The following is a 16993-nucleotide window of genomic DNA, read 5'->3' as shown; positions in this document are numbered from 1 at the left end:
TACCGAGGATGCTGGGGCTTCCCCCTGGGGCAAGGTCAACCCTCAGGATCGCCGCCGGGTCGGGACGAACCGTACCGGTGTCCCCGGCCTGGCCTGCCCGGCGGCCGCCAGGTCGGCCTCCGGCACCACGCCGAGCACGGGGTAGCCGCCGGTGGTCGGATGGTCGGCGAGGAAGACCACCGGCTGCCCGTCCGGCGGCACCTGCACCGCGCCCAGCACCATGCCCTCGCTCGCCAGTTCCTGGTGCCGCCGCCGAATCAGCCCGGGACCCTCGGTGCGCAGCGCGACCCGGTTGCTGGCCGGTGCCACCCGGTAGCGGGCCTTGGCCAGCGCGACCAGCGAGTCCGGCAGGAACCAGTCGGCGCGCGGTCCCGGCAGCAGCCGCAGCACCAGTTCGCGCGGCATCTCGGGCAGCGGCAGCAGGTCGATGCCCAGCACCCCGGGCCCGCTGGCGTCCGCGCCGACCGGCAGCAGGTCGCCGACCCGCAGGGGGGCCGGCCCGAGCCCGGTCAGCAGATCCGCCGAGCGGCTGCCCAGCACCGGCGGCACCGCGATCCCGCCGCGCACCGCGAGGTAGCTGCGCACGCCGAAGTCGGCCGGTCCGACGTCCAGCGTCGCGCCCGCCGGCAGCCGCACGGCCGCGCCCCAGGCCACCGGATGCCCGTCGATCCGCACCGCGGCCGGCGCGCCGGTGACGGCGACCAGCAGCGGGGCGTCCACCGCCCGCACCGCGAGGCCGCCGAGCGTGGTCTCCACGGCGGCGGCGCCGGGCGGGTTGCCGACCAGCCGGTTGGCCGCCGCGTACGCGGGCTGGTCCAGCGCCCCGGCCCGGGGCACCCCCTGGTGCGCGACGCCGAACCGGCCCAGGTCCTGCACCGTGCTCAGCGGCCCGGGGCGCAGCACGATCAACTCGGCCACGGACCACTCCCGACCGGGACGAACCTGACCCGCACGCCCGGCGTCAGCAGCGCGGCCGGTTCGCGCGCGGTGTCCCAGAGCACCAGCCCGGTGCGGCCGAGCAGTTGCCAGCCGCCGGGGGAGGAGCGCGGGTACACCCCGGTGTACGGGCCCGCCAGCGCCACCGAACCGGCCGGGACGGCGGGGCGCGCGGTGGCCCGGCGCGGCACCTCGCGCTCGGGCGGCAGGCCGGTCAGGTAGCCGAAGCCCGGCACGAAGCCGCAGAACGCCACCCGGTACTCGATCCCGCTGTGCAGGGCCACCGCCTCGGCGGGCGTGACTCCCCAGTGCGCGGCCACCTCGGCCAGGTCGGCGCCGTCGTAGACGGTCGGCACCTCCAGCAGCGGCCCGGCGGGCGGGGCCGTCGCGGGCACCCGCCAGCCGGCCAGCAGCGCGGCCACCTCGGCTGGCCGCGGCAGCCCGTCCAGCAGCACCGTCCGCGCGGCGGGGACGATCTCCGTCACCGGGCCGAGCCCGCCCCGCTCCCGTTCGGCCAGCAGCCGCTGGTACAGCGCGGCCACCCGCTCGCCGCCGGCCACCTCCAGCAGCAGCGCGTGGCTGCCGACCTGATGGATCATCAGTTGATCAGTCATCAGGTGAACGCTTCCACCCGGATCCCCGCCGACGCCAGCGCTCCCCGCACCCGCCAGGCCAGTTGCGCCGCCCCGGGGGTGTCCCCGTGCACGCAGAGCGAGCGGGCGTCGACCGCCACCGGCTCGCCGCCGATCGCGGTGACCAGCCCGTCCCTGGCGATCCCCACCGCCCGCGCGATCACCGTCTCCGGATCGTGCACCACCGCGTCCGGCTCCCGGCGCGGCACCAGGGTGCCCGCCCAGGTGTAGGCGCGGTCGGCGAACGCCTCGGTCACCACCGGCAGTCCGACCCCCTCGGCGACCTGGAGCAGCTTGGAGCCCGGCAGTCCGAGCACCGGCAGCGGGCCGTCGCAGACCGCTCCGGCCCGGAGCACGCCGGCGACCACGGCCTCGGCCTGCTCGCTGTCCGCCACCACTTTGTTGTAGAGCGCGCCGTGCGACTTGACGTAGCTCACCCGGGATCCGGCGGCCCGGGCGAACACCTGCAACGCCCCGATCTGGTAGGCGATCTCGTCGGCCAACTCGTCCGGCGGCACCTCCATCGCCCGCCGCCCGAAGCCGGCCAGGTCCCGATAGGACACCTGGGCGCCGATCCGCACCCCCCGTTCGGCCGCCAGCGCGCAGACCCGCCGCATCGTGGACGGGTCACCGGCATGGAACCCGCAGGCCACATTCGCGCTGGTCACCACCGAGAGCAGCGCTTCGTCGTCGGTCAGCGTCCAGCGTCCGAACCCCTCACCGAGATCCGCGTTGAGATCGATCACCCCATCGGTCACGAGCCACTGCCTCCCAGAGCTGCTGTGGATGCCTGAGGGGATGTTAGGGCTTCCTGGTTGGCCCGGTCCGCTCCGGTCACCCCGTTCGGCCGCACCCGGTTCGGCCGGGTGCCCGCCGACGCGTGCCGCCTATCATGCTCGGCATGATGGACCAGGTCACCCAGATCCTCCGCGAGGCGGCGGCCGTCGCGATCCTGCCCCGGTTCCAGGCGCTGGCCGAGGGGGAGGTGAGCGAGAAGAGCCCGGGCGAGGTGGTCACCGCCGCCGACCGGGAGGCCGAGCAACTGATCACCCGTCGGCTGCGCGAGGTGCTCGACGCGCCGGTGGTGGGGGAGGAGGCGAGCGCCGCCGACCCGGGCCTGCCGGCCGCGCTGCGTGCGGCGCCGACCGCCTGGTTGGTCGACCCGCTGGACGGCACCGCCAACTTCGTCGCGGGGCGGCCGCATTACGCGGTGATGGCGGCGCTGGTGCGGGCGGGCGAGGCGGTGGCCTGCTGGATCGTGCAGCCCGCGACCGGTCACGCCTATCTCGCGGAGCGGGGCGCGGGCGCCTGGCGCGACGGCGTGCGCCTGCGGCGCGCACCAGCGCCCGGCGCGCTCGACGAGCTCCGCGGGGCGGCGCTCAGCCGGTTCCTGGATCCGGCCGCGCGCGAGCGGGTGGCGCGGGCCGCCGAGCGGGTCGCCGAGTTGGGTTCCGGCACCGGCAGCGCCGGCGTGGACTATCCGGAACTGGCAACGGGGCGGCTCGACTTCCTGCGCTACCACCGCACCCTGCCCTGGGACCACGCGCCCGGCACGCTGCTGGTGCGCGAGACGGGCGGGGTGGCGCGGCGGCTGGACGGCGCCGAGTACGGGGTGGCCGACGAGCGCACCGGACTGCTGGTCGCGGCCGACCCGCACTGCTGGGACACGGTGCGCTCAGCCCTGGAGGACTGACCCGCGCGGCGCCTGAGCCCGTTCCAGGCGCCGGATCGCCCGCAGCACCAGCAGCAGCGGGATCGCCCCGAAGACGCCGAACGACATGTCGATGAATCGCCAGAACACCGGGATCCCGCGCAGCGGCCCGCAGATCAGGGCGAGCGGCAGGATCGCGACGCAGGCCCCGAGTGCCCACTGCACCACCCAGACATTGCGCACCGGATCGCGCAGCGGCCCCCAGAACGCCCCCGCGATGACCAGATGGGCGAAGGCCAGCCAGTCCGTGCCGTAGGCGATGAACGGGTAGCGGGTGCCGGTGTCGGCCAGCCCGGCGCGGATCCGGTCCAGCCAGGCCAGCAGCGGCTCCGGGGTGGGCGCGTGGTGGGCCAGCCTGCCCAGCCAGTCGGTCTCGGTGCGCAGCGGGAACGCGGTCAGGCCGCTCAGCGCCAGGCAGACGATGAAGACCCAGAGCCAGCGGCGGACGGTGCGCAGCTCGGCGGCCCCGACAGCTTCGACGGGCATGAGATTCCCCCCTCGGGCCGGACCCGTTGTCCGGCGAGGCTGACTGTAGACCTGGATTTGAACACGTTCAACTCGTGCCGCGCCGGCTCGCCGGCTCGCGGACAAACCAGGATGACCACCCCATTTCAGGCCCTGTCGGTCCATGGCCCTAGGCTTGTCCACCGTGACCGTCATCGCTGATCAGCCCGCCGAGCGCGAGTTCCGCGCGCCCACCGGCGGCGCCCGCCCCGCGCCGGGCCCGGCCGCCGACGAGGGCCTGGCCCGGCGGCTCAAGGCGCTGGCCTGCACCGCACCGCTGCACGACCTGGACAACCGCAAGGTCAACCTGGCCGGTGAGTACGGCGGCTACGCGATGGCCGAGGTCGGCCTGGCGGCGATCGACCTGGTCACCCTGCACATGGACTTCGACACCGGCGCCGACCGCGAGATAGTGCTGGCCCGCCTGCTGCCCCGGGTCGCCGCCCAGCGCCCCGAGCGCCCCGGCGGCGAGCACCAGCGGGTGGCCCGCTGGGTGCTGGAGTCGCTGATCAACGTCGGCAGCGTCGACCGCGGGTTCCGCGCCGTCTACGGGACCTTCGGTGCGGACGGCGGCTACATCCGCCGGGACTACGACTTCAAGCTGATCGAGGAGGTCCCGGGCCCGGACGGCGGGGTCTACCTGCGCACCACCGACGAGGCGGTCAACGTCCTGGTCGGCGCGCTGGACACCGATGTGACCTCGGCGCAGATCGCCGCCGAGGTCAAGCTGGAGGTGCTGATCCGCCGCGGCCGCCTCGCCGACGCCCAACTCGCCGCCGAGCAGGCCCGCTACCGCACCGTCCAGTACGCCGAGACGCTGCGCCGCGCGCTGGACGCCACCCGGCGCAACGTGCGCGCGGTGGACTGGATGCAGGCCATCCCCGACCTGATCGACGAGGCGCTCGACCACATCGCCGACCGCTACCGGCACGAGAACGCGATCCTCACCAACATCCGCCGGGCCCGCGACGAGGCCGAGGGAGCGGACCACAAGCGGCAGGCCGCCGAGCTGGTCGACATCGTCAAGGACTGCATCCGTCGGCACACCCAGCTGCAGACCCGGCTACTCGAAGCCGGCCCGCTGTTCCGTGCCGAGCAGGACCGCCAGGCCTTCGCCGCGCCCGCCGCCCGCTCCGGCGTCGACCTCTACGGCCAGCTGCTCGCGCCCGTGTTGCGGCTGCCGATAGAGCAGGCGCTCCGGCCCACCGACGCCTTCTTCGCCCGTGGCATCGGCCTGCGCACCCCCACCGCCGTGCGGCTGACCGACCTGGTCGATCTGCTGCTCACCCCGCCGGTCGAGCGCGAGCACCTGGGCGCCGAGCTGCCCGACCCCGACCTGGTCGCCACGCCCGACGACAGCCGGTTCTCCGAGGCCCAGCTGGAGGCCGCCCTGGTGCTGCTCGACCTGCCCGCCGACGCGCCCCGCCGGCTCTCCGGCCTGCTCGTCGACGCCCGCGACCAGGACCCCGAACTGCCCTACCTGGTCGCGCTGCTCGCCGTGCACGCCGCCAGCCCCCCGGTCGGCACCGCCTATCGCCAGGGCGAGGAGCGACTGCTCTTCGCGGTGGACGACGGCACCCAGCTGGCCGACCCCGAGTTCGGCGGCGCCGACCTGATCGTCGGCAGCGCGCTGCTGGACGCGGTGGGCATGGCGGCGGGTCGGCAGGACGCGCAGTGACGTTGCATCAGTACGACCGAGGAGCAAGCCACGTGACCACCCCTCAGGACGAGCTGCCGCGCGAGGCCGCGGTCACCCCCGCCGACGTCGCCGACGCCGCCCGGCTGGTCTCCTTCGGCCTGCAGGCCAAGCTGCTGCCGGCCCGGGACGCCGAGTACACCGAGCTGGTCCGGCGCCACCGCGAGGACCCGCCGTTCGCCCGGCTGGCCGACGCGGTCGCCGCCGGGCTCGGCCTGGTGGTCCTGGAGGTCTCGGCCCGGGCCGGCATGGCGGTGGCGGCCGCCGAGGACTCGGTCTTCGCCGTCAAGATGGGCGACTACTCGCGCCGCGCCGCCTCCGAGACCGCCGACCGCTTCCTGCACGGCCTGGCCCACCTCGCGGTCGCCGCCCTCGCCTTCCCCCGCCCCGAGGACCTGGCCGACGACGGCTATCTCGGCCGGATCACCGTCAACGGCGTGGACGCCTTCGTGCGCCAGGCCTGCCGCCGCCTGGAGGAGCAGGCCGAGCAGGCCGGCGACAACACCGACCCGACCACGGACGCGCCCGGCCTGGAGGCCGCCTGGCGGGTCTGGGCCCGCCGCTCCACCACCGGTGCCACCAAGGACGCCCGGCGGCTCGCAGGCTCCACCATCGGCATCACCGGCAAGGCGGTGGCCTTCCTGGTCGACTCCGGCTTCCTGCAGAAGACCGCGGACGACGCCGGCGGCACCTACCGCACCACCGCCCGCTACCAGCTCCAGGTCCGCGACCTGGCCGGCAGCGCCGCGATGGCCGAGTTGCTCGACCTCGGCGTGGTCCCGGTCAGCGACGGCACGGCCACCCTGCTGCCCGCCGACCACTCCGAGGAACTGGTCGCCGACGCCGGCCTGCCGTTCCACTCCCTCTGAACCTGCTAAGGGCAAGACTTCATGTACGAGCTCAACCGGGTCCGCCTCTACTCCATCGGCCCGGCCGGCGCCCGCTACGCCGACACCGTCCTGGACCTGCGCGGTGTCGGCGAGCCGGTGGCCGACCCCGCCCCGCAGCAGCCGGGCCTGTTCGGCGAGGAGCCCGAGGGGCCGCAGCGCCGCCCGGCCCCGGCCGGCGTGCTCTTCCTGGAGAACGGCGGCGGCAAGTCGGTGCTGCTCAAGCTGATCTTCTCGGTGATGCTGCCCGGCCACCGCAACACCCTGGGCGGCGCCAGCTCCGGTGTGCTGCGCAAGTTCCTGCTCGCCGACGACTGCGGGCACGTCGCGCTGGAGTGGCAGCACACCGTCACCGGAGAGCTGATCGTGGTCGGCAAGGTCAGCGAGTGGCGCGGCCGTCAGGTCTCCTCCGACCCGCGCAAGTTCGCCGAGACCTGGTACTCCTTCCGCCCGGGCCCCGGCCTGACGCTGGACTCGCTGCCGGTCGCCGAACGCGCCACCCTCGGTGACCCGAACGCCCGCCCGCGCGGCCGGCGCCGCACCATGAAGGGCTTCCGCGACGCCCTGACCGAGGCCGGCAAGGCCTACCCGTACCTCGACCTCACCTTCGAGGACGGCCACGACCGCTGGACCGAGCACCTCGGCGAGCTCGGCCTGGACCCCGAACTCTTCCGCTACCAGCGCGAGATGAACGCCGACGAGGGCGAGGCGGCCGGCCTCTTCGCGGTCAAGCACGACGCCGACTTCACCGACCTGCTGCTGCGCGCCGTCACCGACACCAGGGACACCGACGGCCTGGCCGACCTGGTGCACGGCTTCGCCGCCAAGCTCGGCCGGCGTGCCGAGCTGACCGCCGAACGCGACTTCACCGGCGGTTCGTTGGAGCTGCTGGAGCGGATCGTGGCCGCCACCGGCGCGCGCGAGAGCGTGCGCGAGGCGCACCGCGTCGCCGAGCGCCGCACCCGCCGCCTGGCCCAGGCGCTCGCCGCCCGGGCCGGCGCCGAGCGCGAGCGGGCCCAGGACCTGGCGATCGAGGTGGCCGCCGCCGCGAGCGCGGTCACCGCGGCCGAGGCCGACCGCACCCGCCACGCGCTGATCACCGCCGAGCTGACCCACCGGCACGCCACCCTCTCGCTGGCCGCCGCCACCGCCGAGGCCGCCGGGCTGCGCCGCGAACTGCTCGACGCCCGCACCCTGCACGCCGCCTGGCAGGCTGCCGAGGCCGCGCTGCGCCACCGCGCCGCCGCCGACCGGGCGGCCCGGGTCGCCGCCGCGATCCGCGAGGCCGAGCTGGACGCGGCCCCGGCGCTCGCCGCCCGGGCCCAGGCCGCCGGCGCGCTCGCCCACGCGCTGGAGGCCGCCGCCGGCACCGCCGAGGAGCGCGCCGAGGCCGAGGAGACCCGCGCCGCCGAGCTCCAGCAGGACGGCGCGCGTGCCCAGGCCGACTCGGTGGCCGCCGCCACCGCCGGTCAGAAAGCCCGCTCCGACGCCGACCACCTGCGCCAGCGGCTGGCCGAGGTCGAGCAGGAGACCCAGGCAGCGGTGGCCGCCGGCTGGATCGACACCGCAGGAGACGTTGACCCCGCGCGCGCCGCGCTGCACGCTGCCGACGCGGAGAAGGCCGCCACCGCGGGCCTGGAGCAGGCCCGCGCCACCGCGGAGCAGGCCACCGCCCGCACCCGCGAGGCGGCCGCCGCCGAGGGCCGGGCCGAGCTGGCCGCCGCCCGCGCCAGCGACGCGCGCGCCGCCGCCCAGCGCGCGCTGGCCGCCGAGCGCCGCACCGCCGCGCAGCTGGCGGGGGAGCCGCGGCTGGCCGAACTGCTCGGGCTGGCCCCCTACTTCGACGGTGACGCCGACGAGACCTCGGACGCCCTGACCCCCGACGTCCTGGACCGCGCCGCCGAGGACCTCACCGAGCTGCTCGAAGGCGCCGTCGCCACCGCCGAACGCACCCTCTTCGACCTGCGCACCACCGCCGCCGACGACTCCCGGATCCTGGCCGCCCTCGGCGACGGCGGCCTGCTGCCGCCGGGCCCCGACGTGCTCGCCACCGTCGAGTACCTCGGCGAGCAGGGCATCCCGGCGCTGCCCGGCTGGCGCTACCTGGCCCAGTCCGTCGACCCGTTGGACCACGAGGCGATCCTGGCCGCCCGTCCCGAGCTGGTCGACGGCGTGGTGGTCACCGACCCGTCCTCGCTGGACCGGGCCCGCGAGGTGCTGCAGGCCGCCGCGCTGCTGCCGCGCTCCACCGTGGCGGTGGGCACCGCCGCCGCGCTGATCGCCCCGATCACGGACGAGCCGGCCTTCTTCCTGGTGCCGCCGAACCCGGCCATGCACGACGAGTCCGCGGCCGACACCGAGCGCCGCGAGCTGCGCGCGCGGGCGGGCGCCCGCGACGAGCACATCCGCGAGCTGGCCGCCCGGCTCGGCGCCGACCGCGCGCTGGCCGCCCGGCTCGCGTCCTGGCAGGCCAGTTGCCCGCCCGGCACGCTGGCCGAGCTGACCGACGCGGTGTCGACCGCCGCCGAGCAGGCCGAGATCGCCACCGCCCAGCTGGCCGCCGCCCGTGCCGAGCACACCGAGGCCGAGGCCGACCGGGTGAGCGCGGTGAGCGTCCACGAGGAGCGCCGGGAGGCCGCCCAGCAGACCCGCCGCCGCGCCGACGCGCTGGCAGGGCTGGCGTTCCGGCTGCGCGAGCGGGCCAGTTGGACCAGGTCGCTGCGCGAACTCGCCGAGGACGCCGCCGAGTGCGAGCGCCGCCAGACGGCCTGCGCCGAGCGGGCCCAGGCCTGCGACGAGGACCGCCGGGCCGCCCAGCGGGCCGCCGACGACGCCCGCCGCACCGCGCGCACGCTGCGCGCCGAGCGGGCCGAGCTGTCCGGCACCGTCGCGGTCAGCGACGAGCTGCCGACCGCCTCGCTGCCCGCGCTGCGCGAGGCCTACCGGGCCGCCGCCCAGCTCTACGAGAAGGTCGGCGTCGGGGCCGACCTGCGCGCCGAGCAGGCCCGTGCGGAGAGCGACGAGACCGCCGCCCGGGCCGAGTTGGACCGCCTGACCAACAAGGTCAGGACCCGCGCCGAGGAGTTGCTGAACAGCCCCGACGGCGCCGACGGCCCGGCCCGCCAGGCCGCCGCCGCCCGCGCCGAGGAGCTGGTCGCCACCATCGAGGCCCGCTCCGCCGCCGCCAGCGAGCAACTCGGCCGGCTGCGCGCCGAGGTGGAGCGCTCGGCGCCCGCCGCCGGCGAGGCGCACACCGAGCTGCCCGAAGAGCTCGTCCCCACCGACCCCGAGCACGCCCAGCAGCTGCTGCGCGTGGCCACCGGCGAACTCGCCGAGCGGCGCGAGGCGTTGGAGAGCACCCGGATCGAGCACAGCGAGCTGCTGCGCACCCTGCAGTCCGCGCAGTCCGCCGCCGCCGATTTCGACGAGGCGGCCGCCCAGCTGCGCGACGGCCTGCGCGACCACACCGCGGAGGACGGCGAGGCGAGTGCCGAGCCGTACCTGGACTCACTGGCCGAGGCCCGCACCGCCGCCACCGAGACCCGCCGCGCGCTGCGCACCGCCTCCGCCGAGCTGTCCGCCGCCGACCTCGCCGTCCGCGACGCCAGCGACGGGCTGGTCCGGCACGCCAACGCGGCCCGCTACGAGGCCGTCCGCACCCCCGCCCGCCAGCAGATCCGCGAGCTGCCGGCCGCCGCGCTGCCCGAGCACGCCGCCGCCTGGGCCGTCGCCTTCGCGCCCCGGCTGCGGGTGCTGACCGACGAGCTGACCCAGCTGGAGCGCAACCGCGGCTCGATCGTGGACCGGCTGCGCGGCCTGGTGGAGACCTCGCTCGCCACCCTGCGCGCCGCCCAGCGGCTCTCCCGGCTGCCCGAGGGCCTGGGCGAGTGGTCGGGCCAGGAGTTCCTGCGGATCCGCTTCGAGGACCCGGACCAGACGGTGCTCGCCGAGCGCCTCGGCGAGGTGATCGACGAGGCCACCCGCGCCGCCGTGCGGAAGAACTCCGACCTTCGCCGCGACGGCATGTCGCTGCTGCTGCGCGCGGTGGCGGCGGCGATCGGCCCCAAGGGCGTCTCGGTCGAGATCCTCAAGCCCGACGCGGTGCTGCGCGCCGAGCGGGTGAGCGTGGGGCAGATGTCGGACGTCTTCTCCGGCGGCCAGCTGCTCACCGCCGCCATCGCGCTCTACTGCACGATGGCCGCGCTGCGCGCCAACGACCGCGGCCAGTCGCAGCTGCGGCACGCCGGCACGCTCTTCCTGGACAACCCGATCGGGCGCGCCAACGCCACCTACCTGCTGGAGCTCCAGCGGGCGGTGGCCGACGCGCTCGGCGTCCAGCTGATCTACACCACCGGCCTCTTCGACACCACCGCGCTCGCCGAGTTCCCGCTGGTCATCCGGCTGCGCAACGACGCCGACCTGCGGGCCGGGCTCAAGTACATCTCCGTCGAGGAGCACCTGCGCCCCGGCCTGCCCGCCCCGCAGGACCCGGACGGCCCGGCGATCCACGGCGAGATCACCGCGACCCGGATGTTCAAGCGGCCGGCGGAGGTACCGGCGACGGAGTGACACGGCGCTTGCTGTCGGCCCGATCTGACGGACCGTCGGATCTGACGGTCCATCATGTCCGCATGACGACCATCGAGTACATCCGCTACCGGATCCCGGAGCCGCGGCGCGCGGAGTTCACGGCCGCCTACCGGCGGGCCGCCGTCCCGCTGGCCGCCTCGCCGTACTGCGTGGACTACGAGCTGACCGAGAGCATCGACGAGCCCGGCGCCTACATCCTGCGGATCCGCTGGACCTCGGTCCGGGACCACCTGGAGGGCTTTCGCGGCTCGCCGGAGTTCGCTGCCTTCTTCGCGGAGATCCAGCCGTACGTCGAGGCGATCGAGGAGATGCGGCACTACGCGGAGACCGGCGTGCGCGGCGCCGGACCGCAGCCGGCCGAGCCACCGACGCTCTACGAGTACCTCGGCGGCGCTCCCGCGCTGACCCGCCTGACCAGCGCCTTCTACGCCCACGTCGTGACGGACGAGCTCCTCGCCCCGGTCTTCGCGGGCATGGACGACGAGCACCCGCAGCGCGTCGCGCTCTTCCTCGGCGAGGTCTTCGGCGGCCCGCCCGCCTACTCCGCCGAGCGCGGCGGCCACCCGCACATGGTCTCGCGCCACCTCGGCCGGAACCTGACCGAGCAGCAGCGCCGCCGCTGGGTGAGCCTGCTGCAGGACACCGCGGACGAGGTCGGACTGCCGGACGACCCCGAGTTCCGGGCGGCGTTCACCGGCTACCTGGAGTGGGGCACCCGGATGGCCAAGATGTTCTCCGCCCCCGGCGCGGAGCGCGTGGTCCAGACCCCGATGCCGCACTGGGGCTGGGGGCTGACCCCGCCGTACGTCCCCGCGTGACCTCTGGCCCCGGACCCCTGGCCCGGGACCCCGGCGGGCCGTCAGCCGCCGCGCCCTGCTTGGATGGTCGCCTCTGACCGGGGGAGAGACCATGCCGACCGCCAAGCGCTTCCTGCCCACCGCCCTGCTCTGCGCCGCCCTCGCGGCCGGGGCCACCGCCTGCGGGACGGGCTCCGCCGGCCACGTGGCGGCCTCCCCCGGCGAGCGCGGGGTCAGCCCGGTCCCCGGCACGCCGCTTGCCGCGCCGAGCGCCAACGCCCTGCCCTCGCTCTCGCCGGACCACTACTTCGCCTCGCTCAGCCCCGACGAGATATCCCAGCAGATGCAGACCGCGATGGCCGCGGTGACCTCGCTCCGGATGACCGGGACGGTCACCACGAACGGTCAGACGGCCACCATGGACCTGGCCGCCAACCTCAACGGCGACTGCCAGGGCACCATCAGCACGGCCTCGTTGGGCCAGGTGGAGCTTCGGCACACCGCCGGGCAGACCTGGATGCAGCCCGACGCGACCTTCTGGAGGTCCATCGCCGCCAAGCAGGGCCACCCGCAGAACGGTGACCGGGCCGCCGAGCTGTTCAAGGGCCGCTACCTCACCGGTCCCGCGGACGACCCGAGCCTGAAGCAGATGGCCGACGCCTGCGCCTTCGTCGGCACGCTCGCCCAGAGCCCCTCCGACAACCTGACGCTCGGCAAGGGGACGCTCAGCGTCATCGACGGCGTCAGCGTCATCAGCCTGGCCGGCGAGGACACCTCCGGCACCGCCACGGCGCTGTACGTCGCGGCCGTCGCCCCGCACCACCTGATCCGGATATCCGGCGAGGGCGGCGGCGATCCGCAAAGCGTCGACCTGAGCGACTTCGACAAGCCGGTCACCGTCCAGGCCCCGCCCGCCGACCAGGTCATCGACATCAGCCAGTTCCAGCAGCAGCTCAAGACCGCCTGACGAACAGTCAGCCATCGCCAGCCGCGCGGCGAGTCCGTGCGTAGATGGTCCCGCCGGGAGCGAACCACCCCGCCTTCTTCCGCACGGCCGGGCTCGGGTCCCGAGCGTGGGACGCCGTCAGGGCCGCGACGGCGCGGGCGTCGGTGTGCACGAACTTGCCGACCAGCTCGGCGGCCCTCGCCCGGACCCCCGCGTCGGGGTCGGTGGCCAGGTGCCGCAGCGCTGGTTCGAGGACCCGGTCCGCGCCCGGCGCGCAGCTGTCCTCCTTGCACCGGTCGCAGGCCAGGGCGTGGAACGCCGCGATCCTGACCCTGGCATCCGCGTCCTCGGCCATGGCGATCAGCCGGCCCATGGACTCGGTGTCGACCAGGTGGTCCAGCAGGCGGCAGCAGCCTTCCCGGACAGCCGGGTTCTCGTGGCCCAGGCCGGCGCGAATGGCGCCGACCGCAGCATCCTTGCGGCGCAGCAGCTCCCGGTAGGCCGCCACGGTGCGTTGTGGATCGCCCAGGCAGGAGACCAGGGCTTCGTTGTCGGTCCTGACGAATCCGAGCATGCCCCCCAGTGTCGGGACGTTCGTCCGGCCCGGCAACGGGATTTCGCCGGCCCGTCCCCGAGCGGAGCCCGACCCCGGCATCCTCCAGCCGCCCGCGCTCCAACTCCCCACGCCCTACGGCCGGCACGCGGCGATGCCGCGGCGCCCGGTTGGCAGGCCGGACGCCGCAGCCGCGCACGTCACGCCGGCGAGGTGACCGCCGGGCCGAAGTGCCGGGCGAAGAACCGGACTGCGCTGTCCGCCTCGAACCTGGGCAGCTCCTTGTGCTTGCCCGCGTTGGCGTGCAACGTCTTCTCCGTCGAGGCGAAGGCGTCGAAGAGCGCGAGACCGGCCTCGCGCGGGATGTGCTCGTCGTCCCACTGCAGGTCGAACTCGATCGGGATGGTGATCTGCTTCGCCTGCTCGGCCAGGGTGTCGGGCCAGTGCTGGCCGAAGACCGCGGCGGTGATCCGGGGTTCGATCGCCACGAGCGGTAGGCCGATCGCGGTGCCCATGTTGATGCCCCAGAAGCCGACCGGCCCGTCGGTGCCGATCTCCGGGAGTTCCTGGAGGGCGTCCAGGGTCGCCTGGTACTCGGGCACGGCGCGCTTGGCCAGGTGGTCGTTGTAACGGACGACGATCGGGCCTTCCGGCTCGCCCGCCGCCCTCGCCCGGAACAGCTCGGCGATTTCCGCCTCGTCGTGCGCGGTGCGCGGCCGATCGCCGTGACCGGGCGCGTCGATGACGGCGACGTGGAAGCCACAGCCGGCCACAAGGCGCTGGGCGCGGCCGGACATCGCCGGGTGCTTCTTGTGGTTGCCGCCGCCGTGGGCCATCAGGATCAGCGGCGCGTGATCGGCCGCGTCGGAGGCCGGCGACCAGAGAACTCCGGGGACGTCGCCCACGGTGAAGTCGCGCTCGAGCACGCCGTTCGACGACGACTCGGTGGTGAACCGCAGAGAGTACATGGGTGTTGCCTTTCGGGAGTGCCTTGTTGTCGAGGCGCTCCCGGCGACACCTACGTCAATCGCCGGCCGTGACGGCAAGGGGGAGCACCCACATCGATGCAGCGTTCATGGGTCTCACCTCCTCGGGCGGTGTCACGGTCGAGTGAAAGCTAGCAGCCCGATGATCGCCCCTCAATCCCTTTTGACGGAGGAGGACGCCCGGGAAACCCCGCAGCGCTCCGCCCGTCCGGCTGCCAGGATGCCCTGATGAGCACGGACACGCACACCCTGGTCGACCAAGCCCTGGCAGCAGCACGCCTCGCGCTCGAGACGGACGACGACGACCGCTGGCACGACTACCACACGCTGCTGCACCAGGCGTCCGCCGAGCCGACGGCCGCGCTGCCGCTCGGCCTGGCGCTGCTCGGTGCGCCCGACCCGATCGACCGCGCGGCCGGCTGTGACCTGCTGAAGGACGTCTGCGACCGGCACGACGCCGCCCGCCCCGAGGCGCTGACCGCGTTGCTCGCGCTCGCGCAGGGGGAGGCCGAGGGCCGGGTGCTGAGTTCGCTGGCCGGCGCGCTCGGCCGGACGCAGGACCGGCGAGCCGCCCCCGTGCTGGTCGGCCTCGCCCGGCACCCGGACGCCGAGGTGCGTTTCCACGTGGCCGTCAACTTCGCGGTGGCTCTCGGCGACCGGGCGGAGGGTCCGGAGCTCGAGGCCCTGCTGGCGCTGACCCGCGACGCCGACCCGGACGTCCGCAACTGGGCGACCTTCGAGCTGGGCTCCGTGGCCGAGCTCGACAGTCCCGAGATCCGGGCCGCGCTCTGGGAGCGGACCACGGACGAGTACCCCGACGCCCGCGCGGAGGGCGTCAACGGCCTGGCCCGGCGGCACGACCCGCGCGCTGTCCCGCTGTTGGCGGAGCTGCTCGCCGATCCGGCCGGCGAGCACACCCTGAGCCTCGGCGCGGCGGAGATCCTGGGTGCCCCCGAACTGCTGTCCGTGCTGCGGGAGTTCGAGCCCGGTGACTCGTGGGTCGAGGCCGCCGTGCGCTCCTGTGATCCCGAGCAGCGCGCTCAACTGGCCTGCCGCGCCTGGGAGCTGGTGGGGGCGCTGGACCGGCTGCGCCCCGAGCTGGACGCGGCCGTCAGCATGCCGCGCTTCGACTACGAGCTCCGTCTCACCGGCGCGCCGCCCGAACTCGCCTACGACATCGGGGCGCTGCTCGCCCGCGCCGACGGCGACCCGACCCGCGCCGCCGACCTGGTGATCGCCGACCTGGTCATCGGCGACCTGGCCGTCAGCGACCGGGGCGCAGCGGCCGCCTGAGCAGGCTCAGCGGACCACCGGCAGCGCGCGCCGCCGGCTCTGCCGCCACCCCCGGCAGCGGTGTCACCGAGGCAACGACCGCCACCGGTGCCGCCGGCACCGGCAGTTCCGGCAGCGCCCCGTCGAAGAGCCAGGCGTCGAACAGCTCCACCAGCGAGCCGCCCACCGCCGCGTACCGCTGCGCGTGGGCCATGAAGTCGGCCGTGGTCACCACCCCGTGGCGGCGGCCAGTCGCCCAGTCGCGCAGCATCCGGAAGAAGGCCTCGTCCCCGAGGGCGCAGCGCAGCGCGTGCACCGTCAGGCCGCCGCGCTCGTACAGCCGGTCGTCGAACATCTGCTTGCGACCGGGGTCGGCGATCCGCAGGTCCTGCGGGAGGGCGCTCAGCTGGCGGTGGGCGTCGGCGGCGTGGGCCTGGGCGTCGCGGCCGCCGGAGCGTTCCGCCCAGAGCCACTCCGAGTACTTCGCCAGGCCCTCGTTGAGCCAGATGTGCCGCCAGTCCGCGATGGTGACGCTGTTGCCGAACCACTGGTGGGCCAGCTCGTGCGCGACCAGGCGCTCGGAGCCGCGCACGCCGTCCACGTGGTTCGTGCCGAAGGACGACAGGCCCTGCGCCTCGACCGGGACGTCCAGCTCCTCGTCGGCCACCACCACCGCGTACTCGCCGAACGGGTAGGGGCCGTAGAGCTCCTCGAAGAGGCGCATCATCTGCGGCTGGCGGCCGAAGTCGCCGGCGAACCGCGGCACCAGCCGGGCCGGCACGTAGCCGGTCTGCGGGACCGCGCCTGGTTCGGCGTCGACCAGCAGCACCTTCTCGAAGGCGCTGATCGCGATCCCGACCAGGTAGCTGGAGGTGGGCGCGGCCTGCTCGTAGACCCAGGTGGTGCTGCTGGCCTTGGTGGTCCGGGTGAGCAGCCGACCACCCGTCACCACCGTGTAGGGGGAGGGGGTGGTGACCGATATCTGGTACGCGGCCTTGTCAGCGGGCCGGTCGTTGCACGGGAACCAGGACGGCGCGCCGACGGGCTGACTGGCCACCAGGGCACCGTCCGTCAGTTCCTCCCAGCCCAGGCCGCCCCACTGGCTGCGGACCGGCTTCGGGTTGCCGCTGTAGTGCACCTCGACGGTGAACGCGGCCCCCGAGGCGAGCGCCCTGGCCGGCTTGACCCGCAGCTTGCCGCCCCGGTGGGTGTAGTGCGCGGCCTTGCCGTCCACCAGGACCCGGCCGATCCGGAACTCGGCCAGGTCCAGGGCGAACTCGCGCAGCGGCTCCGGACCGGCCAGCGCGCTGATCCGGGCGGCGCCGGCCAGCCGGTTGGGCCCGGGACGGTAGTCGAGGGTCAGTTCGTAGCGGTGTACCCGGTAGCGGGTGTCGCCGTTGCCCGGAAAGTAGGGGTCGACCTGCTTGGGGCTCACCGCTGCGTCCACTCCCTGTGCCACACGGACCTCTGCCGTACCGAGCAT

The 16993-nt window shown here is 75.0% G+C and carries 14 protein-coding genes; 7 read left to right on the top strand and 7 right to left on the bottom strand.

Annotated elements, in window-relative coordinates:
- Positions 1-42: 42 nt before the first annotated feature.
- Genes ABH937_RS25455 through ABH937_RS25445 form a run of 3 tightly spaced genes read right to left on the bottom strand, consistent with a single transcriptional unit; the run spans position 43 to position 2326 of the window.
- Positions 43-918: a biotin-dependent carboxyltransferase family protein gene (locus ABH937_RS25455; protein WP_370219583.1), complete on the bottom strand. Its 876-nt coding sequence runs from the start codon at positions 916-918 to the stop codon at positions 43-45.
- A complete protein-coding gene (locus tag ABH937_RS25450; RefSeq protein WP_370219582.1) occupies positions 906-1550 on the bottom strand; it encodes an allophanate hydrolase subunit 1 in 645 nt (214 codons plus the stop codon). The genes ABH937_RS25455 and ABH937_RS25450 overlap by 13 nt, the downstream gene beginning before the upstream one ends.
- Entirely contained in the window at positions 1550-2326 is a 777-nt protein-coding gene (locus ABH937_RS25445; protein ID WP_280694503.1) for a 5-oxoprolinase subunit PxpA, read from the bottom strand. The genes ABH937_RS25450 and ABH937_RS25445 overlap by 1 nt, the downstream gene beginning before the upstream one ends.
- A gap of 143 nt (positions 2327-2469) precedes the next feature.
- On the opposite strand from ABH937_RS25445, the gene ABH937_RS25440 reads away from it, so the two are divergent.
- On the top strand, positions 2470-3261 hold the full coding sequence (locus ABH937_RS25440) for an inositol monophosphatase (protein ID WP_280694502.1): 792 nt from the start codon (positions 2470-2472) through the stop codon (positions 3259-3261).
- Here the strand turns inward: ABH937_RS25440 and ABH937_RS25435 are convergent.
- Positions 3244-3765, bottom strand: coding sequence for a hypothetical protein (locus ABH937_RS25435; protein ID WP_370219581.1), 522 nt, complete (start codon positions 3763-3765; stop codon positions 3244-3246). The two genes, ABH937_RS25440 and ABH937_RS25435, sit on opposite strands and share 18 nt — an antisense overlap.
- 163 nt (positions 3766-3928) lie before the next feature.
- Here ABH937_RS25435 and ABH937_RS25430 point away from each other — a divergent pair, with 163 nt between their 5' ends.
- From ABH937_RS25430 to ABH937_RS25410, 5 genes are all read left to right on the top strand, one after another.
- Positions 3929-5461 carry a hypothetical protein gene (locus tag ABH937_RS25430; RefSeq protein ID WP_370219580.1) on the top strand — a complete coding sequence of 511 codons (1533 nt, stop codon included), beginning with the start codon at positions 3929-3931 and terminating at the stop codon, positions 5459-5461.
- Positions 5462-5493: 32 nt separating this feature from the next.
- Entirely contained in the window at positions 5494-6348 is an 855-nt protein-coding gene (locus tag ABH937_RS25425) for a hypothetical protein (protein WP_370219579.1), read from the top strand.
- Positions 6349-6369: 21 nt separating this feature from the next.
- Positions 6370-10935, top strand: coding sequence for a hypothetical protein (locus tag ABH937_RS25420; protein WP_370219578.1), 4566 nt, complete (start codon positions 6370-6372; stop codon positions 10933-10935).
- Between the two features lie 62 nt (positions 10936-10997).
- Positions 10998-11774 carry a group II truncated hemoglobin gene (locus ABH937_RS25415; protein ID WP_280694498.1) on the top strand — a complete coding sequence of 259 codons (777 nt, stop codon included), beginning with the start codon at positions 10998-11000 and terminating at the stop codon, positions 11772-11774.
- Positions 11775-11865: 91 nt separating this feature from the next.
- The gene (locus ABH937_RS25410; RefSeq protein ID WP_370219577.1) at positions 11866-12720 is read left to right on the top strand and encodes a hypothetical protein; all 855 of its coding nucleotides are present in this window, start codon (positions 11866-11868) and stop codon (positions 12718-12720) included.
- 7 nt (positions 12721-12727) lie between these two features.
- On the opposite strand, the gene ABH937_RS25405 is transcribed toward ABH937_RS25410, so the two are convergent.
- Positions 12728-13273: a HEAT repeat domain-containing protein gene (locus tag ABH937_RS25405; protein WP_370219576.1), complete on the bottom strand. Its 546-nt coding sequence runs from the start codon at positions 13271-13273 to the stop codon at positions 12728-12730.
- A 179-nt stretch (positions 13274-13452) separates the two neighbouring features.
- On the bottom strand, positions 13453-14220 hold the full coding sequence (locus tag ABH937_RS25400; RefSeq protein WP_370219575.1) for an alpha/beta hydrolase: 768 nt from the start codon (positions 14218-14220) through the stop codon (positions 13453-13455).
- Between the two features lie 246 nt (positions 14221-14466).
- Between ABH937_RS25400 and ABH937_RS25395 the strand changes: the two genes are divergently transcribed.
- Positions 14467-15531, top strand: a complete 1065-nt coding sequence (locus ABH937_RS25395; protein ID WP_370219574.1) for a HEAT repeat domain-containing protein — start codon at positions 14467-14469, stop codon at positions 15529-15531.
- Here the strand turns inward: ABH937_RS25395 and ABH937_RS25390 are convergent.
- On the bottom strand, positions 15503-16945 hold the full coding sequence (locus ABH937_RS25390) for a M1 family metallopeptidase (protein ID WP_370219573.1): 1443 nt from the start codon (positions 16943-16945) through the stop codon (positions 15503-15505). The genes ABH937_RS25395 and ABH937_RS25390 overlap by 29 nt on opposite strands.
- Between the last annotated feature and the right edge of the window lie 48 nt (positions 16946-16993).

Origin of the sequence: Kitasatospora sp. GAS1066B, from assembly GCF_041262605.1 — a bacterium.
GTDB lineage: Bacteria > Actinomycetota > Actinomycetes > Streptomycetales > Streptomycetaceae > Kitasatospora.
This window is presented reverse-complemented; position numbering and strand designations above follow the sequence as displayed.